General features: G+C 35.6%; 15 protein-coding genes. 10 read left to right on the top strand and 5 right to left on the bottom strand.

Features of this window, described 5'->3' with window-relative positions; genetic code table 11:
* Window positions 1-169: 169 nt before the first annotated feature.
* Both ACIR131C_RS0100185 and ACIR131C_RS0100180 read left to right on the top strand, forming a co-directional pair.
* The gene (locus tag ACIR131C_RS0100185; protein WP_028088622.1) at window positions 170-1,405 is read left to right on the top strand and encodes a glycosyltransferase family protein; all 1,236 of its coding nucleotides are present in this window, start codon (window positions 170-172) and stop codon (window positions 1,403-1,405) included.
* 29 nt (window positions 1,406-1,434) lie between these two features.
* Window positions 1,435-4,488: an Eco57I restriction-modification methylase domain-containing protein gene (locus tag ACIR131C_RS0100180; protein ID WP_028088621.1), complete on the top strand. Its 3,054-nt coding sequence runs from the start codon at window positions 1,435-1,437 to the stop codon at window positions 4,486-4,488.
* A gap of 8 nt (window positions 4,489-4,496) precedes the next feature.
* Here the strand turns inward: ACIR131C_RS0100180 and ACIR131C_RS0100175 are convergent, their stop codons facing one another.
* The gene (locus tag ACIR131C_RS0100175) at window positions 4,497-4,874 is read right to left on the bottom strand and encodes a hypothetical protein (RefSeq protein WP_028088620.1); all 378 of its coding nucleotides are present in this window, start codon (window positions 4,872-4,874) and stop codon (window positions 4,497-4,499) included.
* Window positions 4,875-5,012: 138 nt separating this feature from the next.
* On the bottom strand, window positions 5,013-6,926 hold the full coding sequence (ftsH, locus tag ACIR131C_RS0100170; protein WP_028088619.1) for an ATP-dependent zinc metalloprotease FtsH: 1,914 nt from the start codon (window positions 6,924-6,926) through the stop codon (window positions 5,013-5,015).
* Between the two features lie 301 nt (window positions 6,927-7,227).
* On the opposite strand from ftsH, the gene ACIR131C_RS0100165 reads away from it, so the two are divergent.
* Both ACIR131C_RS0100165 and ACIR131C_RS0100160 read left to right on the top strand, forming a co-directional pair.
* A complete protein-coding gene (locus ACIR131C_RS0100165) occupies window positions 7,228-8,280 on the top strand; it encodes a dipeptide epimerase (protein WP_028088618.1) in 1,053 nt (350 codons plus the stop codon).
* Window positions 8,264-9,310 carry an N-acetyltransferase DgcN family protein gene (locus ACIR131C_RS0100160; RefSeq protein ID WP_028088617.1) on the top strand — a complete coding sequence of 349 codons (1,047 nt, stop codon included), beginning with the start codon at window positions 8,264-8,266 and terminating at the stop codon, window positions 9,308-9,310. Before ACIR131C_RS0100165 ends, ACIR131C_RS0100160 begins: the two co-directional genes overlap by 17 nt.
* On the opposite strand, the gene menH is transcribed toward ACIR131C_RS0100160, so the two are convergent.
* Both menH and ACIR131C_RS0100150 read right to left on the bottom strand, forming a co-directional pair.
* Window positions 9,297-10,121, bottom strand: coding sequence for a 2-succinyl-6-hydroxy-2,4-cyclohexadiene-1-carboxylate synthase (menH, locus tag ACIR131C_RS0100155; RefSeq protein WP_028088616.1), 825 nt, complete (start codon window positions 10,119-10,121; stop codon window positions 9,297-9,299). The genes ACIR131C_RS0100160 and menH overlap by 14 nt on opposite strands.
* A 25-nt stretch (window positions 10,122-10,146) precedes the next feature.
* Window positions 10,147-10,518, bottom strand: a complete 372-nt coding sequence (locus ACIR131C_RS0100150) for a metal-sensing transcriptional repressor (protein WP_028088615.1) — start codon at window positions 10,516-10,518, stop codon at window positions 10,147-10,149.
* A 202-nt stretch (window positions 10,519-10,720) separates the two neighbouring features.
* Here ACIR131C_RS0100150 and ACIR131C_RS0100145 point away from each other — a divergent pair, with 202 nt between their 5' ends.
* The 3 genes from ACIR131C_RS0100145 (at window position 10,721) to ACIR131C_RS0100130 (ending at window position 14,091) form a co-directional block, all read left to right on the top strand.
* A complete protein-coding gene (locus tag ACIR131C_RS0100145) occupies window positions 10,721-11,932 on the top strand; it encodes an HhoA/HhoB/HtrA family serine endopeptidase (protein WP_028088614.1) in 1,212 nt (403 codons plus the stop codon).
* A 160-nt stretch (window positions 11,933-12,092) separates the two neighbouring features.
* Entirely contained in the window at window positions 12,093-13,157 is a 1,065-nt protein-coding gene (locus tag ACIR131C_RS0100135) for an AAA family ATPase (RefSeq protein WP_028088613.1), read from the top strand.
* 7 nt (window positions 13,158-13,164) lie between these two features.
* The gene (locus tag ACIR131C_RS0100130; protein ID WP_028088612.1) at window positions 13,165-14,091 is read left to right on the top strand and encodes a hypothetical protein; all 927 of its coding nucleotides are present in this window, start codon (window positions 13,165-13,167) and stop codon (window positions 14,089-14,091) included.
* Window positions 14,092-14,287: 196 nt separating this feature from the next.
* Here ACIR131C_RS0100130 and ACIR131C_RS0100125 read toward each other — a convergent pair whose 3' ends face one another.
* A complete protein-coding gene (locus tag ACIR131C_RS0100125; protein ID WP_028088611.1) occupies window positions 14,288-14,533 on the bottom strand; it encodes a type II toxin-antitoxin system HicB family antitoxin in 246 nt (81 codons plus the stop codon).
* A gap of 278 nt (window positions 14,534-14,811) precedes the next feature.
* Here ACIR131C_RS0100125 and ACIR131C_RS0100115 point away from each other — a divergent pair, with 278 nt between their 5' ends.
* The 3 genes from ACIR131C_RS0100115 (at window position 14,812) to ACIR131C_RS0100100 (ending at window position 21,691) form a co-directional block, all read left to right on the top strand.
* Window positions 14,812-17,217, top strand: coding sequence for a GH116 family glycosyl hydrolase (locus ACIR131C_RS0100115; protein WP_028088610.1), 2,406 nt, complete (start codon window positions 14,812-14,814; stop codon window positions 17,215-17,217).
* 2,443 nt (window positions 17,218-19,660) lie between these two features.
* Window positions 19,661-20,041 carry a HetP family heterocyst commitment protein gene (locus ACIR131C_RS0100105; RefSeq protein ID WP_028088609.1) on the top strand — a complete coding sequence of 127 codons (381 nt, stop codon included), beginning with the start codon at window positions 19,661-19,663 and terminating at the stop codon, window positions 20,039-20,041.
* Between the two features lie 1,053 nt (window positions 20,042-21,094).
* Window positions 21,095-21,691 (top strand): helix-turn-helix domain-containing protein, encoded by a 597-nt coding sequence (locus ACIR131C_RS0100100; RefSeq protein WP_028088608.1) that lies wholly within the window; start codon window positions 21,095-21,097, stop codon window positions 21,689-21,691.
* The last annotated feature ends 1 nt before the right edge of the window (window position 21,692 follow it).

Here is a 21,692-nt window from a genome sequence, read left to right as displayed (position 1 = left end):
TACCCTTGATAATACTACTATACTTAAATATGTAAAGTTTTGTAACGACATTCAACATTTCTGCTTGTTACCATATCTCATTGAGATTGTAATTTATAGATTCCGTTTTGTTTTTTTGATTTATTATACCAGTATAATCATATTTTGTAACTGATGAGGTAATAATTAAATGACTCCAGTAGATATTCTAATTCTTTCCAATGGACCTGGGGAGGTAACAACCTGGGTACGTCCTGTTGTCAAAGCATTGCGAGAACAATTAGGACATGATATTTCTCAGGTCAGAATTTCTGTAATATTATCACCTTGTCCTCATGCTAGTGGTAAAGAAACTGCTATAGCTTTGGGTTATTCGGAGGTTGATAGAGTTCAAGCACCAGAACATTTTTGGCAATTTTTACTGTGGGGAAAAACCGCTGAAAATTGGCAATGGAGAAATCAAGGTGTGGTTATATTTTTAGGTGGTGATCAAATTTTTCCCGTTATTTTTGGTAAAAAGTTAGGATATAAAACAGTAGTTTATGCGGAATGGGAAGCACGTTGGCACAATTTTATAGATAAATTCGCCATTATGAAAGCACAAGTTGCAAAAAATGTTTCTCCAAAATATGCAGATAAATTTACTATTGTTGGTGATTTAATGTTAGAACCAGCAGAGAATGAAATCACATCTAAAATTGAAAGTTCCCAATTCTTTAACATTATTGGACTTCTACCAGGTTCAAAATCAGCGAAGTTAACTCAAGGTGTACCTTTAACTTTAGCTATTGCTGAATATATTCACAGTCAATTACCTCAGACAAAGTTTTTTATTCCTGTTGCGCCAACTTTAGATCTACCAACTTTAGCCAGTTTTGCAAATCCTAAGAATAACCCATTTACAAAAGCATTTAATTTTCAAGGTGCTGATTTAATAGATAATCATTTCCTAACTTCTACAGGTTTAACAGTAGAATTAAAACAAGAAAACCCCGCTTATCATTTATTGTCTCAATGTTCAATTTGTTTAACTACAGTTGGTGCAAATACCGCAGAATTAGGAGCGTTAGCTGTACCCATGATTGTATTATTACCCATGCAACAATTAGATGCAATGCGTTCTTGGGATGGTTTACCAGGAATATTAGCAAATTTACCGATATTAGGCTCTTTTTTTGCTAAAATAATTAATTGGTGGATGTCAAAAAATAAGGGTTTATTAGCTTGGCCAAATATTTGGGCGCAAGCAGAAATTGTACCAGAATTAGTAGGTAAATTGCAACCAGAGGAAGTGGGAGAAATGGTTCTAGATTTGTTAAAAAATCCAGAGAAATTAGAGGCTATTCGTCATAAATTACGCAGTGTGAGGGGTGAAGGTGGGGCTGCGAAAAAGTTGGCAATTTTGGTGAAAAAAGAGTTATTATAGACTTATATAAAACTAAGATTTTTTCAGCTATGAAAGCACCTGATATTATTATTCAACTTGTTGAACATTTTCACTCTTCGATAGAAGAGTATCGTGCGGGAGGAATTAATGAAACACAAACTAGAATTGAATTTATTAATCCTTTTTTTGCTGCTTTAGGGTGGGATATTAATAATGAACGACAAATTTCTGATATTTATAAAGACGTTGTTCATGAAGATTCTTTAAAAATTAGCGACGCAAACAAAGCCAAAGCACCTGATTATAGTTTTTGGGTTGGGGGAACAAGAAAGTTTTTTGTGGAAGCGAAAAAACCCGCTGTTAATATTGGTAATAATATGAGTGCGGCTTTTCAAGTCAGACGTTATGGCTGGTCTGCAAAATTACCTTTAAGCATTTTAACAGATTTTGAAGAATTTGCAGTTTATGATTGTCGAATTATGCCAAATAAAAATGATTCTCCATTGATAGCGAGAATCAAACATTTTCATTATACAAAATATGTGGAAAAATGGCAAGAGATTTATGATCTTTTTTCTAAGGAAGCTGTCTTAAATGGTTCTTTAGAAAGATTTGCAGAAACCAAAGTTAAAGCTGGGATTACTGTTGATCAAAAATTTCTCCAAGAAATTGAAATTTGGCGAGAAAATTTAGCTGCTAATATTGTTTGGAAAAATCCCCAAATTCAACAAAGAGAGTTAAATTTTGCTGTGCAAATGACGATTAATAGAATTGTCTTTTTACGCATTTGTGAAGATAGAGGAATTGAACCTTATCAACAGTTATATAATTTATTAAAGTTGGAAAATTTTTATCAAGAATTAGCGCGGTTATTTATTAATGCAGATTATCGCTATAATTCTGGTTTATTCCATTTTCAAAGTGAAAAAGGACGAGAAAATCCTGATGATTTTACTTTGAATTTAACTATAGATGATGCTATTTTAACATTAATTATTAGAAAACTTTATCCTCCAGAAAGTCCTTATGAATTTTCTGTGATTCCTGTGGAAATTTTAGGACAAGTTTATGAACAATTTTTAGGTAAAGTCATTCAAATATCTGCAAGTCGTCAAGCAGTTATTGAAGATAAACCGGAAGTAAGAAAAGCTGGAGGTGTTTATTATACTCCTAGTTATATTGTTGATTATATTATTAAACAAACTATTGGTAAGGTTTTAGAAAATAAGAAACCAGAAAAAATCCAAGATATAACAATTCTTGATCCTGCTTGTGGTTCAGGTTCTTTTTTAATTGTGGCCTATCAATTTCTCCTAGATTGGTATTTAGAACAATATCTGCAAAATCCCAAGAAATACAAAAATAAATTCTACCAAATTTCAGATCATCAATGGCGTTTAACCGCAAGTGAGAGAAAGCAAATTTTATTAACTCATATTTATGGTGTTGATATTGATCAACAAGCGGTAGAAACAACTAAGTTATCTTTGTTATTAAAGGTATTAGAAGGAGAATCAGGAGAAACAATTACCAGACAATTACAGTTATTTAAAGAACGGGCTTTACCTGATCTAGATTATAATATTCAGTGTGGTAATACCTTGATAGATGGCGAATTTTATCAACATACTCAATTAAATTTTTTAGACGAAAATACGGCTTATAGAGTTAATATTTTTGACTGGAAATCAGCTTTTTCTGCTATTATGAAACGAGGTGGTTTTGATGTAGTTATTGGTAATCCTCCCTATATTAGAATCCAAGCTTTAAAAGAATGGGCTGCTTTAGAAGTTGAATTTTATAAACAACGGTATGTTTCTGCTAGTAAGGGAAACTATGATATTTATGTTGTCTTTGTGGAAAAGGGATTAGAACTATTAAGAAAAGATGGCTATTTAGGTTTTATTTTACCCCATAAGTTTTTTAATGCTCAATATGGGGAATCTATCAGAAAATTAATTGCTGAAGGTAAATATCTTCATAAAGTAGTGCATTTTGGAGATCAACAAGTGTTTCTAAAAGTTTCAACTTATACTTGTTTACTTTTCTTGAGAAAATCAGAACAATCTAATTTAGAAATGGAAAAAGTTACTGATTTAATAGATTGGAAAAATAATCATAATAGTCAAACAGGAATTATTAATCATTCGTTAGTTTCTGGGTTAGCATGGAATTTTATTCTGGGAGAAGATGCTAAGTTTTTTGCAAAATTACAACAAATTAAATCTAGACTAGAAGATGTAACAGAAAGGATTTTTCAAGGAATTAAAACCGGTGCTGATAAAATATATATCGTCGAAGAATTATCACGGGAAGATAATTTAATCCAGGTTTTTTCAAAACAAAAACAAATAGCATATTGGTTAGAATCTAATTTACTACATCCTTTGATTAAAGGTGGTGATAGTAAAAGATATTATTTGTCTAAAACTAATAAGTTGATTATTTTTCCCTATATGCTTAAAAATAATGATTCCATGGAATTAATTTCTATGAATACCTTTGAAAGAGAATATCCTTTAACCTGGAATTATTTACTAGATAATAAAGATTATTTAGAAAGTAGAGAAAATAGTAAAATGTTAGGAGAAAATTGGTATGGATATAGTAGATTTCAAGCTTTAAATGTCATGGCTTTACCAAAAATATTTACTCCTGATATTGCGACTGGTTCATCATTTACATGGGATAAAACAGGGAATATCTTTTTTACGGGTGGTGTCGCTGGAGGATATGGAATTTTAGTTAAATCTATTTATTCATGGGAATACATTTTAGGATTGTTAAATAGTCAAGTCCTAGAATTTTATCTCAAAAAATCATCTACATCAATGAGAGGTGGTTACTATAGTTTTGAATCTCGGTTTATTCGCAATCTTCCGATTAAAATTATTGATAATTCTCAAATTACAGAAAAGCAAAAACATGATTTAATTGTTAATTTAGTACAACAAATGCTTGATTTTCATCAACAACTCAATCAAGCAAACACACCCCCAGCCAAAAGAATGATTCAGCAACAAATTCAAGCCACTGATAGACAAATCAATCAATTAGTTTATGAACTCTATGAATTAACTGATGCAGAAATAACTATGATTGAAAGTATTCAAAGTACATAAACTTAAATTTATTCTTCCCCTTGTCTGCGTCCTAATTCATACACTCCAGCGCCCATACAAACAAGTATTCCAGTGCTAACTCCCCAGCTATTACCTAAACTGATATCTAAAATCCAGTTAGATAAACCACCAAATATTAAAAAGGGGAAAATGCTAAATAGTGAAGCATAAAAGGAATTTTGCGCTTCTCTGGCTTGACGAGTCTTGTCAAATTCTGATTGACTAGTGTATAGGAAACGTTCAGCAAAATTAAACCAGCGGTTGAGTTGTGTCGTTACCCATTCTCTAACCTGTGAAAAACTCAAATATAACGCTAAAGCCCATAAACAAGTACCAGCGATCGCAACTTTATCTATTTCAAAGCGAAAAGGCAATATATCAAACATAGCATAGTTTAACTCTCCAATTGCTAATTTTAGCGTTTATCTGTCCCTAAATCCCACTATGGGGAGATTTTCTATTTAAGTTTAAATTAATGTAGAGACGTTCCATGGAACGTCTCTACAAGGACTCTGTAAACTCAATTAATAAGGTACGGCTACCGACTCATGAGTTTTTAGTTGAATTGCAGTATTATCGGCGACAATTTTCCGAAAAACATCACCGTCAATAGTTTCTTGTTCTATCAACAAATCAACCACCCGCTCCAAAATTAAACGGTTTTCCTGGATGATTTCCTTAGCTTGAATATAGCATTTGCTGACAATTTCCCGAACTGTAGCATCAATTTTAGCAGCAATTTCCTCCGAATATTCAGATTTATTCATCCAGTCCCGGCCTAAAAATACATCATTATTATTTTGATTTTCCAAAGAAACTGGACCTAAATCAGACATTCCAAACTTTGTTACCATTTGTCGAGCCATATTAGTCACTTGTTGTAAATCATTTCCCGCACCGGTAGTCACTTCTGCTTGACCAAAAACGATTTCCTCCGCTGCACGACCGCCCAAAGTCGCTGCAATTCGCGCTAAAATCTGGGAACGGGAAATTAAACCCTGTTCTTCATTGGGAGTAAACCAAGTTAAACCTAATGCTTGTCCCCTGGGAATTAAAGTAACTTTTTGTACAGGATCATGATCCTTAACCAACGTACCTACCAAAGCGTGTCCCACTTCATGATAAGCAATGAGGCGTTTACTTTTGCTATCTACTAAAGCAGTTCCTTCCATACCCGCAACTACTCGATCTATCGCATTATCAACTTCTAAATCGGTGACTGCTTCCTTGCGTCTTCTGGCTGTCAAAATAGCAGCTTCATTGAGTAAATTAGCTAAGTCAGCACCGGTAAACCCAGGAGTTCGTCGGGCGATCGCCGCTAATGATACACTAGGGTCAATTTTCTTATTTTGAGCATGGACTGTCAAAATTTCCTCTCTTCCCTTCAAATCTGGAACGTCCACAATCACCTGTCTATCAAAGCGTCCTGGACGTAACAAAGCCGAATCTAGAACATCAGGGCGGTTAGTAGCAGCAATAATAATAATCCCCGTATTTCCCTCAAAACCGTCCATTTCCGTTAATAGCTGGTTAAGAGTTTGTTCTCGTTCATCATTTCCCCCACCAATACCCGCACCCCGTTGTCTACCTACCGCGTCAATTTCATCAATAAAAATGATACAGGGAGCATTATCCTTAGCTTTTTTGAACAAATCTCGCACACGGGAAGCACCCACACCAACAAACATTTCTACAAATTCTGAACCAGACATACTGAAAAAAGGTACACCTGCTTCACCCGCAATAGCCTTTGCTAGTAGAGTTTTCCCAGTTCCGGGCGGTCCAATTAGTAACACACCCTTGGGAATTTTCGCACCTACAGCGGTAAATTTTTCCGGCTGTTTTAAGAAAGTCACAACTTCCTCTAATTCTTCTTTAGCTTCATTCACTCCTGCGACATCAGCAAATTTGACCCCGGTTTTTGCTTCCATTTGAAAGCGGGCGCGAGATTTACCGAAACTCATGGCTTGGTTAGAAGCATTCGCAGAACGACGCAGGAATAATATCATTAAAGCCACCAGGGGTAAAATCCACATGAGATTAATTAACAACCCCACAGCAACCCTGTTTCCAGCGGAGGAAACCTCACCAAAATCAACATTTTTTTCCCTAAGTTTATTCACTAATTCTGGATTTTGCTCTAAAAGGCGCACCTGTAAAGGAGGTGTATTTGGCTTTTGTCCAGTTAAATAAACCCTAGCTATCTGCTCAGTTTGATCTAATTCTACCTTTTTAACTTCGCCTTTATCCGCCTTCTGAATTAACTCCCCATAAGTTAACTCCCGACGCTCTGTTTTTTGCTGCGCTAAAACGGGACTAGCACCAACTATACCAGGTAACATAATCAACCCAGCAGCTATCATACCAGTTAAAACATGAGTTGAAGATGAACCTGATAAATGCTGTTTCATCAAAAAATTTTTGTGCAAATTTTTCATAATAGTTATCCTTTACGCCTGTTTTTCTGAGAACTTGTCATATCTAGAAATTACAGTTTCCTGATCTAGTTTAACTGCCAGACTTGATTATTAACAGGTGATAGGACAGAAGGTGATAGTAGAGAACTAAAGTTCTCACTACATATATGAGATATTAGGCTTTTTTGTTCGTAGTCGGGGCTTTAGCCCTGATTTTCTCAGGTGAGGACTAAAGTTCTCACTACATAGGATATGATGCTAATTAGGTAAGTTTTGAGTTGTTAGTTACCCCTTCCCCATTTTAAAATATTTTAATATACTTATGCAAATTAATTTTCAACCCTTTACCGTTAATAAACGATTTCCCTTAACAATTAGTCGCGGAACAACAGCACAAACAACAAATGTATGGTTAAAAATCGCACAAGAAGGGATTGAGGGTTGGGGAGAAGCATCTCCCTTTGGGGTGGGTAATTGCAGACAAACTACTGAGCAAATTATAAATACTATAGAGCAAATTGTACCTATATTTCAGAAATTTAGCCCTTGGCAAAGACAGGAAATTGAGTCACTATTAGAACAAATGCAAATTCCTTCTGCTGTGAAAGCAGCCTTAGATATGGCATTACAGGACTGGCTAGGTAAGCGCTTAGGTTTACCTTTGTGGCAACTTTGGGGACTAAATAAAAGTGCTATAGTATCAACATCAGTAACAATTGGGATTAATTCCCCAGCAGGTGCTAAAGCCAGAACCCAAGACTGGTTACAATTTATGGATGTGCAGTTATTCAAAGTCAAATTAGGTTCAACTCAAGGAATAGAAGCAGATCAAAAAATGTTTTTAGCAGTACGGGAAGCAACAGGAGAAAGAGATGTATTTGTTGATGCTAACGGAGGTTGGAATTTAGCAGATGCTATTAATATGTGTAGTTGGTTAGCTGATTTAGGGATAAAATACATAGAACAGCCCTTAGCAAGAGGTGAAGAAGCAAATTTAGCCAAGTTGAAAAAACATTCCCCCTTACCTATTTTCGCTGATGAAAGTTGTTTTACTAGTGCGGATATTCCCCAATTAGCTGATAATGTAGATGGAATTAATATTAAGTTAATGAAATCTGGGGGAATTACCGAGGCCATGCGAATGGTACATACAGCCAAAGCTCATAATTTACAAGTGATGTTTGGCTGCTATTCTGATAGTTCTCTGGCTAATACCGCCGCTTTACAACTTGCACCACTAGCTGATTATTTGGATTTAGATAGTCATTTGAATTTAATTGATGATCCTTTTAGCGGTGCGCTGGTAGAAAATGGGAGAGTTTTGCCAAATAATTTACCTGGTTTAGGAGTAAAATACAGTGCGTCTGTCGCTTAATCAAAAAATAGCAATTCTTCTCCATGAGGGAATTACTGGAGTTAAAGGAAAAACAGGGTTATCAATTTTACGCTATAGTGAATCACCCATTGTGGCTGTAATTGACAGAGAATCTGTAGGTAAATCTTTAGTAGAGTTAACAGGTATTCAGCGAGATGTGCCAATTGTGGCATCTATGACAGCAGCATTACAGTATAAGCCAGAAGTTCTAGTAATTGGGATTGCTCCCAAAGGTGGTGCTGTTCCTGATGATTATTGGGCTGATATCAAAGATGCTCTCAAAGCCGGAATGTCTTTGGTAAATGGATTACATACACCCCTAGCAAATATACCTGAATTAAATGCCCTCCTCAAACCAGGACAATTAATTTGGGATGTACGGAGAGAACCAGCTAATTTAGATGTAGCATCTGGACTGGCGCGAACTTTACCCTGTCGCCGAGTTTTGACAGTGGGGACAGATATGGCCATTGGAAAAATGTCCACTAGTCTAGAATTACATCGAACGGCTAAATTATGGGGTTTACGTTCTAAATTTTTAGCCACGGGTCAAACTGGGTTAATGTTGGAAGGAGAAGGGGTGGCTTTAGATGCTGTGCGGGTAGACTTTGCGGCCGGTGCGGTGGAACAGTTAGTCATGCGTTTTGGTCAACATTACGACATTCTGCAAATTGAAGGACAAGGTTCTCTTTTACACCCCGGTTCAACGGCAACTTTAGCTTTAATTCGCGGTTCTCAACCTACACATTTAATATTAGTGCATCAAGCGGGACAAACTCACAACCGTAATAATCCCAGTATACCGATTCCCCCATTACCGGAAGTGATCCAAATGTATGAAATTGTTGCCCGTGGTGCTGGTGCTTTTAGAAATGTCAAAGTAGTGGGTATAGCTTTAAATACCAGGAATTTAGAGGAATTAGAGGCAAAAAATGCGATCGCTCAAATCATAACAGAAACCGGACTACCTTGTACAGATCCCATTCGTTTCGGGGCTGAATTGTTGTTGAATGCAGTTATGCAAAATTAGAAGAAGGGGAGAAAAAATCTTGAATATTCTGTACAAATGCTAAGGTATTTTCCAGGTGAATATTATGTCCAACATCATGAATTATTTGTAATTTAGCAAACTTACATTTTTCAGTTATTGATATATTAATATCAATAAATTTTTCATCTTTTTCTCCCACCAATAATAGGAGAGGAATAGTATTTTCTGTGAGTAATTCCCATAAACAAGGTTGAGAACCTGTTCCCATAAATTGCAATGATTTGACTAAATTTGGGGGATGATTTGTTAATCTACTTGCGATCATACATTGGTATTGGGGATGATCTTTAATTTTCCCAAAAATCCTTTGTTGATACCAATTATTGAGAAAGTGATAAAAATCATCTTTATTCAGCATTCTCGTTAATTTCCTGGCTATTTGAGCATCACTTTTAATTCTAGCTAACCTGGCCATTTCTGTTGCTAAACCAGGGGAAGCAGATTCTAAAATAACCTTAATAAACCTACTGGGAAAATGAAGAGTGAGATATAAAGCTAATCTTCCTCCCAGAGAATAACCAATTAAATAGCATTGGTCAATTTTTAATTGATCTAATAATTGTATAATGGCCGTGGCTGTAGATGGCATGGTATAGTATTCATCATCTAAAACCTGAGTTTTTCCATGTCCAGGTAAATCAATAATCAGATAGGAAAAATCATCAAATAGTAATTTTATGACTTGATCAAATTCATAAATATTACCCATAAAACCATGTAAAAATAGAATTATTGGTTTATGTGCATTTTGATTTAAAAAATAGTGAAATTGATATTGATTCCCAGTCATAGATAGCGCAATTAAAAGTTAAGAATTAGGGTAAAAATCTATCTAAAGCGGCTTTTAATTGTTCAATTTCCGATTCCATATTACCTTCTTGGGCAGCCCTAGCGATACACTCAGTCAAATGTTCATCTAGCACAATGCGTGCTACCTTATCTAATGCACCACGGACAGCCGCAATTTGTAATAATACATCAGGACATGAAGTATTTTGTTGTACCATATTTTTAATACCACGTACATGGCCTTCTATGCGCGAAAGTCGGTTAATAATTCGCCGTAACGACTCTTCACTGTGGACATGAGAATGTGTATGATTTGTATGATTGTGATGGTGTGAATGCTCTCCTGGCTCTAATGTAGCTAGGGATTCGTTAGTTAGTGGGTTTGCTCCATTATTCATGCTATTATACTGATATTTGTTTTGGCATTTTGGCATTAACTAGTATTTTAGCTTGAAAAAAATAGATTCCACAACATCACAGAAACTTAAAATTGAGTCAAAATGTCAATAAACAGAAATTCTGAATCTGATCTGTAAAAATAACTGTAGATAGATTTATCAAGAAACAGCAAAAACTAGGCTTGTAGATTAGGTTGTGATTATGCGATTTCCCAAAATATCCCCGTCTATCCGACAACTCAGTACCCATATCTTAGCGATTTTTATGGGAGTGCTATTAACTGCTACCTCCCTGCGGGTGTTACCTTCCGTAGCAGAACCAGGTCCTAATGCTGTCACGGAGTCCTTAACAAAAGTGGCTCAAAAGCCATCTTCCGCTGCGGCTGCGATTGGTGGTCATAGTTTTGTGACAACAGCAGTGAATCGTGTTGGGCAGGCAGTAGTAAGAATTGATACAGAAAGAACGATTACGCGCCGCAATGATCCTTTTATGGAAGATCCCTTTTTTCGGCGGTTTTTTGGTGATAGTTTTCCCCAACAATCACCGACTGAACAGTTACGGGGTTTAGGTTCTGGTTTTATTATTGACAAAAGCGGTGTCATTCTTACCAATGCTCACGTAGTTGACAAAGCTGATAAAGTCACAGTTCGTCTGAAAGATGGTCGCACTTTTGAAGGTAAAGTCCGTGGTATTGATGAAGTTACAGATTTGGCTGTAGTTAAGATTAATGCTGGTAATGATTTACCCGTAGCACCTTTAGGTTCTTCTCGTAATGTTCAGGTGGGAGATTGGGCGATCGCAGTTGGTAATCCGTTAGGATTTGATAATACCGTTACTTTGGGGATTGTCAGCACCTTAAAACGTTCTAGCGCTCAGGTTGGTATCAGCGATAAACGGTTAGACTTCATTCAAACCGACGCAGCGATTAACCCTGGTAACTCTGGTGGACCATTATTAAATGGTTTAGGAGAAGTAATTGGAATTAATACAGCAATTCGCGCTGATGCCATGGGTATCGGTTTTGCAATTCCTATTGACAAAGCTAAAGCGATCGCTACTCAATTACAACGCAATGGTAAAGTAGCTCACCCCTACTTAGGTGTACAAATGGTGACATTAACACCAGAATTAGCAAAACAAAATAACAGTGATCCTAACTCCATGTTTACGATTCCTGAAGTCAAAGGAGTTTTAGTCTTGCGGGTTGTTCCTAATTCTCCCGCTGCAATTTCAGGTATCCGTCGTGGAGATGTGATTGTGCAGATTGACAATAAAGCTATCACCAGTGCGGAACAATTACAATCTATAGTAGAAGACAGTACTCTGGGTCAAGCGTTGCAGGTAAAAGTCCAAAGAGGTGATCAAACACAAATACTTTCAGTTCGTACCGCTGAATTGAAAGACCTTTCTTAGTTAGTTTTATGGGGTATGCTTCAGCGTACCCCAGGATGTATTGAACTAGAAACTGCTACTAATCAGAGATTATTTCTACATACAGACTTCGTTTCGATGACAATAAAACGGGTTATATTGAATATAATATACATCAAAGAGAGAACAAAAGCAAATTATTATGAAAATTCAAAATATTAAGCTCAAATATTTTAAGAAATTTCGAGATCAGGAGTTAGATTTTACTGATCCTGAAACTGGTTTAGCAGAAGATTTAATTGTTATTATTGGTGTAAATGGTGCGGGAAAAACGAGCATTTTACAAGCTATTGCATCCACATTAGGTACAGCTACAGGAAGATTAAAAAAACCTGCTGATTTAGATTGGCCAGGATTTAATTATGAATTATTAGGTAGTAGTTGGCGTGGTTCTCCCACCAATGTCACTATTAATGTACAATTTTCTAAATCCGAACTGCAAGCTATTAGCGAATTTCACCAAAAATTAAGAGAAATGGGACGCGATTTACCAGTTTCTCCTGCTCAAGAATATCTTGTTAACTTAAAATGGCAAGGTGAAAGTGTAACAGCAGATAGAGCAGCAGAATTATTTCAATTTAAAGGACGAGAATATGCTAAACAACTATCTCGTTCTCAAGGATTTTCAGTTTTTGAAAGAGTGGGTACAGTCTTTTGGTACACAGAACAAAGAACTGCAACTAGTCTGACTCCTGAAGATCCAGAAAAACAATTAGAAATTACAGAGGATATTTTACGCGATCGCCTAGCAAAGTGGCAAATTTTTCATGAGAAATATGGAAAAAATGGTAAAAGTTTTCGTCCAGGAGCAAAAGACTTATACGCAAAAATATCCGAAATTTATAAAACTGTTTTTCCAGGACGTGAATTTGCAGGTTTAGAAATGCGAGATAATATTGATGATATTCTCAGCGAACCTTGGTTTTATATTTATAACAGTAAAAATAAAACTCACTATGAATTTTCGGAAATGTCTGGGGGAGAGCGTGCTACATTTCCTATACTTATGGATTTTATGAATTGGAACATTCACAATTCAGTAATTTTAATTGATGAAATCGAATTGCATTTACATCCACCCATGCAACAGGCTTTACTCAGAACTTTACCGAAATTAGGTAAAAATAATCAGTTTATTATTACCACTCATTCTGATTATGTAGCGCAATTAGTACCAGAATCATCTATCAGAATAATAGAGGAGTAATTGAACTGTGAGAGTAGTTGACAAAGTTATTTTTTGTGAGGGTAATCTTGACTTATGGCTACTTGATAAAGTGGTCGAAAATCAATCCAATAATATACCAATTGTTGCTGCTGGCGGTAAGTTTAGTTTTTCGACATTTATTCAAGGATATTTTTCTTCTATAGATGAAAATAAACAGGATAAAAATAATGAGAGAAAAAATCAAGATGAACGAAAAAAATCTGCTAAAAAATATATTACTTTCAGAGATCGTGATTTTGATACTGAACCTACATCAGAAATTAAGTTACTGCAAATAGATAAATTAGGAAATAGATCGTTTCTATCTCATCGTACCTGTATTGAAAATTATTTACTTGATCCTGAACTCATTCATCAATATTGGATAACCAAATATGAAGAACAATTAGAAAATCCTATTTCTAAATGGGGACATAAAGATTCACCAGGAGTTGATAAAATTACTCAATGGATAGAAGAAGCTGCGAAGAATTTACAAGATTATCAAGCTGTTAGATGGGCTTTAGGTAATTTATGTCAACTTAGTGCTAGTAGACAACAGTTAAAAACAAAATGGACTGAAAATACAATTCCAGATTCTCTAGATTTATCTACTTGTAAAAGTCGGGCTTGGTCATTAATTAATGAATTTAAAAATACAGTTGAGGAAGTGACAATAGATAAGTTTGAAGAAAGTCTATCTAAGTATTTACAGCTTTTTAATCAACAGGAATTTTGGCAGCAAAAACATTATTTAATTTGGTTTAATGGTAAAGAGATTTACAAAGCAATGCACAAAATAAGTCAAGATAAAACACGCCCATATAAATCATATATTTCTATGGATAAATTTTCTAAATGGGCAGTTAATAATATTGACATTACTCAACATCCTGATTTAATAGAATTGAGAAATAAAATAGAACAGCTTTAAAACAAATATTTTGAAAAGTTGAAAATCAGATTGATTGCTAATTTATTCTGGAATTCAGCCAGTTAATCTTTTGGGAAAATAACAGTTAAATCACCCCGTCTGTGGATGTTTCCCACCAGCATAAGGTCCTTCAAAACCTAACTCACGCAAACGCTTAACTAAATAATTCCAAGAAACAGGTGTTAATCTATGTATTTTATACAGATTGTGTAATTTGATTTAAATTAATATCCTCAATTACAGGAATATCTAACCCCAAACGTAAACGCAAAGCCAACCAATCACTTAACGCCTCTCTTAACTTACGCCGACAACCTTCTAAAGTTTTATAATTTGCCCATACTCCCTGTAAATCGGGAATTTCACCCCAATAAGTACCATCATCTTCAACAATTTCATAAACTGCTAACTCCATTGCTTTATCAATGTAACTTGCCAGCATTTTTACTACTTCCTTATCACTTGAGTCATCATAGACTTATTTCATTTATTGAAATAACATTCATATTATCACATATTAAATATCTAATAAATAAAATTCCTATCCATAACCCAAACCTTAGCGCCTTTGCGCCTACCCTTCGGGATCTCTAAGAGAGATTGCGCGAAACAAAAACCTTTCTTCCTCTCTGCGTGAAAAAAAACAACCTCATAACTACTTGAAAAAAACCACATAAACAGCTACCCTGCATTAACATCAAAAACGTAATTTTCACAACCATGACCAACCACCCCCAAATACCTCCCTGCACCTGGAAACGTCCCATTGGCCTAGGCTGGAATCAGCCCTACACCGTCCGTTATCCTAGTAATATAGATGATGGTCCCTGGCACGGAATGCCCCTTGGTGGCTTTGGTGCGGGGTGTATAGGCCGTTCCTCACGGGGAGACTTTAACCTGTGGCACATTGACGGAGGAGAACATACTTTCAAAACTGTTCCTGCTTGTCAATTTAGTATCTTTGAATCTGGCCAAGCCTACGCATTATCTACCCAACCTCCAGAAGATGATACACTACAATCTTGGCAATGGTATCCACCTTCCTCTGTGGACCTTGAGGGGTTGGGGGTGAGGTCAGGAACTTATCATGCACTTTATCCTCGCAGTTGGTTTGTTTATGAAAATGTTTTCAAAACTCAATTAACCTGTGAGCAATTTTCGCCAATTTGGGCAGATAATTATCAAGAAACTAGTTATCCTGTGGCGGTTTTTTTGTGGAAAGCGCACAACCCCACAAATGCACCAATTACTATTAGCATCATGCTAACTTGGGAAAATATGGTCGGTTGGTTTACTAATACTTTAAAATCTCCCGAAGTGCAAGTTAGAGATGATGGTAGTCCTGTTTATGAATATCAGCCAGCCTGGGGAAAAAGTCAAGGAAATTATAATTGTTTAGCAGAAGATGATCAATATTTTGGTTGTGTTTTCGGTGCAGTTTCTGATCATCAAACTGTTCAAGAAGGAGAGGGAACTTGGTGTATTGCAACTGCAAAAAATCCTCAAGTTGAAATATTTTATCATTCCCATTTTAATTGTTTAGGTAATGGTGCTGATATTTGGCAAAGTTTCTCGGAAAATGGTTCTTTACCTAATTATATAGATGAAACTCCCGCAGATGAAAATTCTAGATTAGGCGCTGCAATTGCGGTGCGTTTGACTTTACAACCAGGAGAAACTTTAGAAGTTCCCTTTGTCCTCAGTTGGGATTTTCCGGTAACAGAATTTGCCGCAGGAGTGAACTATTACCGCAGATATACGGACTTTTTTGGGTGTAATGGTGAGAATGCTTGGCAAATTGCTACTACTGCTCTCAAATCATATCATAATTGGCGATCGCACATTCAAAATTGGCAAAATCCTATTTTAGAAAGACCAGATTTACCCAACTGGTTTAAAATGGCTTTATTCAACGAACTCTATGATTTAACTAGTGGAGGAACTCTTTGGAATGCAGCCTCGGACATTGACCCCGTTGGTCAGTTTGCTGTGTTAGAATGTTTGGATTACCGTTGGTATGAAAGTCTAGATGTGCGGTTATATGGTTCTTTTGGGTTATTAATGTTATTTCCTGAACTGGAAAAATCAGTAATTCGCGCCTTTGCTAGAGCAATTCCCCAAAGTGATGATACAACTAGAATTATCGGTTATTATCTGACAATTAAATCTCAAAGTCCCCTGGCAGTTCGTAAAGTCGCAGGTGCGACACCTCACGATTTAGGCGCTCCCAATGAACACGTTTGGGAAAAAACCAATTACACTAGTTATCAAGATTGCAATCTTTGGAAAGATTTAGGTTGTGACTTTGTTTTACAGGTATATCGAGATTTTTTGTTGACAGGTGCTAATGATCTTGACTTTTTAGCAGATTGTTGGGATGCTATTGTGCAAACTCTCGATTATGTGAAAAAATTTGATCTAGATGGGGACAGTATACCGGAAAATTCTGGCGCACCTGACCAAACTTTTGATGATTGGCGCTTAAATGGTGTTAGTGCCTATTGTGGTGGTTTGTGGTTAGCTGCTTTGGAAGCTGCTATTGATATCTCTAAGATTTTAACGAACCACAGAGGCACAGAGGTCACGGAGGTGGAGGTGCAAGGGTCAATTTATCAAGGTTGGTTAAATCAATCAAAGTCAGTATACCAAGAAAAGCTTTGGAATGGCAAGTATTACCGTTTAGATAGTGAAAGTGGTTCTGATGTGGTTATGGCTGATCAATTGTGTGGGCAATTCTACGCTCGTTTATTGAGTTTACCAGATATTGTCCCCAGCGATCGCGCTTTGTCTGCTTTGAAAACTGTCTATGATTCCTGTTTTCTCAAGTTCCAAAATGGTAAGTTTGGCGCTGCTAATGGTGTTCTTCCCAATGGTTTACCAGAAAATCCTCATTCTACCCACCCTCTGGAGGTTTGGACTGGAATTAATTTTGGTCTAGCAGCCTTCTTAGTGCAAATGGACATGAAAAATGAAGCAATGCGGTTAACTGAGGCTGTGGTGAGGCAAATTTACGACAATGGTTTGCAATTTCGCACCCCGGAAGCTATCACCGCTAATGCTACTTTCCGCGCTAGTACCTATCTCCGCGCTATGGCTATTTGGGGAATTTATTTGCTGATGTGTTAATTTTAGTGTTTTTAGGACTTACGCACAATTCACGGAATTAGAAACCACGCAGACCCAAAGGAAACTAATAAAAGAGAGTTTTTCGGAGATTTTGCGTAAGTCCTGATACTCTAATTCGTTGAAGCTCTTTTATTTTCCTGTTATTTCCGGAATTTAGTGAAAAAATCAGTAATGGTAAGAGTTAAGGAATTTTAATCTGAAAACCTATGCTGGAAAATCTGTCTCTTTTCCCTAATTAAATCGGGGTTTGCTCAAAAGATATCAAACCTTTATCTTCTCTCCTACTCTAGTGTGTCCTCTGTCCTCCTGGGTTCTTTTCAAGTATAATTTTCTTGATTTTCACTCCCAAAGCCACTGAGAAATCAGAAATCAGTAATTGTGTTTTACAGAGTTTGTGCCTATAATGGCTCATTCGAGCGATGATCTGTCAAAGTACATTTTTTACCCAGGTTCGCAAAAAATAATCACCAATTCCCTACTTTATTTCGGGTTATGGGAGATAAAAAGATTGAAGTTATCTACTTAAAAAAACTCTCTCCTCTAGTTGGAAATAAATTCAGAATTTATCAGTAGACTTCAATTATCTAAAAATATACCTAGTTGCACGTTAGATAAATAAGGCCAGGACAGCAGCAGCTTTATCAATCTATTTGGTCAGGTTGGCCAGGTTCAAATGCAGCTGGTGTCTATGACTCCCATTTTCAGTTATAAGTTCCCGGTTAGTTTCAAGATCATGAAAATTTTGATCTTGATTTAGCTTTTACTGAGTGCAGCGTATATCACCCTGCAATTCTTGTCCCGTGACTGAAAAATTTATAGAAACTTCAACAGCCTTGGGAGTTACACCTTAACCTCTTCATTGTTATTTGTCAAGCAATTTACTTTTGTATTCCCAAAGTCAAACAGCAGCAGTTTATATACTGAGAATTTCAGAAGTCTTCATATTTCTATAATTACTTAAATATACTTATTTAACCTGGCCTATATACCGAAGTATCCGTTTTTCATAGCTAACACCACACTCTGCTATCAGAATCATCAGCAATAATTGATATTAAATAATAATAGTTATTCCTACTCAATCAGTTTAATAACTATCACTGCAATCTCACTTATTCCTATAACTTATATATAGATAATTACTCAGTCTGTTATTTAATTAAATGGCAATATTATCTCATAAATAAATGAGATAATAACTAAATGTTTCTGCTGATACGGTTTTTCCTGTTCACAAATGAACGGATGGATTTTTGTATTTGAATAAAAATCTACCAGTAAATTAAAATAATATTCCCAATCTGGGCATTAACAATAAATTAAAATAACGATACTTTAATTATTTTTTTAGCAGTTATTTACACCTGTTTTTAGGATATTTATTGAGGACATAGAACCTTGTAATCCTTATGCAGTAAAGACTTTCTTAAAAAAATCCATAAATAATCTACTTTGTAAACATCAAAAACTGTTGAATACAAATAGGATCTTTTGTTGATAGATATATAGTATTTGCCATTGTCTAGATGCTAATAACATAGATAGAAGACATTGCTAGTATTTTTGCTTTACATAACGATGATAGCATCCGCCATTGAGATTAAAGTGGGGGGTAACACCCCTCATTTTTTGCCCAGAGGGGTCAAAACTTAAACCTGCACAAGAGATGGGTAAATCTCTAGATAAGTTGAGTAAATTTAACTTAAATTTTGCTAGTTTGGCAGATGACATTAGCGAGAAAAAATAGTATAAATAAAAATGTGGCTTTTGAAATTGAGAAATCAACGGTTTTCCTGATTCCATCCAGCAATTGTGAGCTTTTACAGAGAAGCAACAAAACTAATGGTAAGAAGTTATACAGCAGCAACTAGGGAAAAGCAGAAGATTAACCCTTGGAAGTTTCAACAGCAGACAACTGTATCTACGAAAAGCTACGTCAAATTCGAGTTCTCTCAGTAGAAACCAGACAAAAGGAAAATATTTACCTTTGATTCATTAGTAAGTACCAACCTAAATCCTAAAAGTGATTAATATACATTACTTAGACAAGGAATAGGGTTTACCAACTAAATGAAAACTGTAAAACTGCCCAGAAAACTAGGATATATACGGCAAAAACGGTACAGAAGCTTGATTAATTAAAAAAAAGTCAGGTTTTCAATCACAGGTCAGGTTATGAAAAAAATCATCAGGTCAAATGCGCTTTTTAGCTTAGTTGAGCGGGTAAATTTAGAGATGCAGTTCTCTCAATTCCATACCCATCATTTATTCATGTTATCAAGTACCGTACTTTTAAAACGGGTTTTTGCTTTCTTCAACATCTGCCAGCAATTGATTACCTATAGATTCCGGTCATTCCCGCACCAGCAACTTAGCTGAGGCTATTTATCAAGTGCAATGCAGAAACTGGACTAATTTACTCAATTTAAAGACAACTAAGATTATGAATCAAGATATTGCTGGCAGTGGTAACAACTTAGGACCGAAAATCCATCCTGAACAATTAGACCAAGTAGTCGAAGCGATTTTAGCAGGTAAGTATTCTTGGGCTTGTGTTTTAATGTTGCGGTTTGTTGGTTATAATCCGATGCACTATATTCCTTATCGCACTTATAACCGCATATTGAAAGAAAATGCCCGCACAAATAGGTCCACTTCACAAAATAATGAAAGTCTGAAAATTGCTAAACCAACCACAGACAAGTCTGAAAGCAATCTGACCTCTAGCTGTTTAAGCAAGATTAAAGATATAGCTTATCTGGAAGTGGGAGGTAAGCAAAAAGCAGAAGCACGTGCTAACAGTAGGGAAAAAAAGTCAGCATAGTTGCTGAATATACTGTAATTGCTTGTTACCCAGTACAATTGGATCTGAAATGCGAGTAACTGCAATTACTGAATCCCTATCTGCCGGCATGGTAAATATACATTTGTAACATCTTATAAATTAGAAATAGCAGCCTAAACAAAGGTGCATGGCAGACTGCATTTTTCCCAAAAAGCCGATTGCTTGTAGCACTTGTGTCTCTTAATAATTAAATAAATCAGGATTTACGCAATTGGCATATTAGTAAGGTGTGTCATATTTTTTAAACGCTGCCAATAAGCAGATATTTAAGATTTGACGCATCTTATCTAATATTCAGCGTGGTGCATTCATTTAAGGTAAAATATTAGCGGGCAAGATGCCCGCACCACAAGAATTTGATCATGGGAATTTACTAAACATATTTTTACCAGATTGAAGTTTCTATAAATTTTATGTAAAGATATCATGAAGTTTAGATAAAGATTTGATTTTTTACATAAATTTTCAAAGAAGATATAGCAAAATTTAAAAATAACAGTCCAAGCTTTGTCACTTTTTTATCTAAACTGAAGGGCTAACGCTAAGTTATCAGACAGACAATTTCATATTTAGAAAGTTTGCTGATGAGAATTTTTTGATTTTAGGCTACTGTAAGAGATAGATTACATTCTTCCTGAACTTATCTACTTTGAGGCTGCAATATTTGGAATAGGTGTGTCGTAATTATTGAGGAATTAAAACTGCATGAACTTAAATAGTCTAGTCTTGATTGATAAATATAAATACCAGTGTTTATGAATGTCCTGAAATCTAAATTAGGAATAATATCATCCTTGAAGTGGATTTTTCGATGATTAACTAATGGGGATAAATTAAGTATTAAGGATAGAAATGAATAGAGTTTATCTGTAGGTATTTTAGCAGACAATGCTGTTTTTTGGGGGGAAAACAGCAAACATCCTACAGATTAAATACTAAATATCTGTGAAATTTTTTGCATCTGTATTTGAGCAATAGATGTAACAGATAGATTTGCCAAAATTTGAAAGTAGAAGGCAACTGGTAAGAATTATGTCATCTTATTCTCATCAAGATCAGGTTGTTAATATTTACGATACTTATGAAAGTAAGTTTTTAACACCTTTTCAGCGGAAGGCCTTGCTAAAAAACTTACAAAATAATTCACAACCAGAATATCGGCGACGCATTGAGATAATGTTGTTAGCAGATATGGGAAAATCACAAACTCATATTTGTGAAATCATAGGTTGTTCTCAAGAAATGGCCAGGTATTGGATAGGTATTGCTGAGGCAGGTATGGCGCATAAATGGAATCAGCGGCCATTGGGTAGACCCAAGATTGTTAATCATCAATATATTGAAAGATTGAAAGAATTAGTTAATTCTAGTCCTCGTGAATATGGCTATGCTTTTAGTGATTGGACGGCTCAATGGTTGAGCAAACATTTAGCTAAAGAGTTGGGAATTAAAATTAGTGATCGTCATATTAACCGTTTACTTAAACAAATGGGACTTTCCACAAAACGTAAAAATTCTCCATTGACAACTGCTGAAAATCAGGATATGACAATTACAATTAGTGATTTGCATTCTTTACCTGAACCTAGTTTTCATTGGTCATTTAATCTCATGCAGGCCAATCAATAAT

The sequence above is a fragment of the Dolichospermum circinale AWQC131C genome, assembly GCF_000426905.1.
Lineage (GTDB): Bacteria > Cyanobacteriota > Cyanobacteriia > Cyanobacteriales > Nostocaceae > Dolichospermum > Dolichospermum circinale.
The sequence above is the reverse complement of the archived record's forward strand: the minus strand, read 5'-3'. Positions and strand labels throughout refer to the sequence as shown.

Bases quoted from the DNA above. Each gene is read 5' to 3' on its own strand.
- ACIR131C_RS0100115 (WP_028088610.1), top strand. From the start codon at position 14,812: ATGACCAACCACCCCCAAATACCTCCCTGCACCTGGAAACGTCCCATT.
- ACIR131C_RS0100185 (WP_028088622.1), top strand. From the start codon at position 170: ATGACTCCAGTAGATATTCTAATTCTTTCCAATGGACCTGGGGAGGTA.
- ftsH (WP_028088619.1), bottom strand. From the start codon at position 6,926: ATGAAAAATTTGCACAAAAATTTTTTGATGAAACAGCATTTATCAGGT.
- ACIR131C_RS0100125 (WP_028088611.1), bottom strand. From the start codon at position 14,533: ATGCTGGCAAGTTACATTGATAAAGCAATGGAGTTAGCAGTTTATGAA.
- ACIR131C_RS0100165 (WP_028088618.1), top strand. From the start codon at position 7,228: ATGCAAATTAATTTTCAACCCTTTACCGTTAATAAACGATTTCCCTTA.
- ACIR131C_RS0100150 (WP_028088615.1), bottom strand. From the start codon at position 10,518: ATGAATAATGGAGCAAACCCACTAACTAACGAATCCCTAGCTACATTA.
- ACIR131C_RS0100105 (WP_028088609.1), top strand. From the start codon at position 19,661: ATGAATCAAGATATTGCTGGCAGTGGTAACAACTTAGGACCGAAAATC.
- ACIR131C_RS0100175 (WP_028088620.1), bottom strand. From the start codon at position 4,874: ATGTTTGATATATTGCCTTTTCGCTTTGAAATAGATAAAGTTGCGATC.
- ACIR131C_RS0100100 (WP_028088608.1), top strand. From the start codon at position 21,095: ATGTCATCTTATTCTCATCAAGATCAGGTTGTTAATATTTACGATACT.
- ACIR131C_RS0100135 (WP_028088613.1), top strand. From the start codon at position 12,093: ATGAAAATTCAAAATATTAAGCTCAAATATTTTAAGAAATTTCGAGAT.
- ACIR131C_RS0100145 (WP_028088614.1), top strand. From the start codon at position 10,721: ATGCGATTTCCCAAAATATCCCCGTCTATCCGACAACTCAGTACCCAT.
- ACIR131C_RS0100180 (WP_028088621.1), top strand. From the start codon at position 1,435: ATGAAAGCACCTGATATTATTATTCAACTTGTTGAACATTTTCACTCT.
- menH (WP_028088616.1), bottom strand. From the start codon at position 10,121: ATGACTGGGAATCAATATCAATTTCACTATTTTTTAAATCAAAATGCA.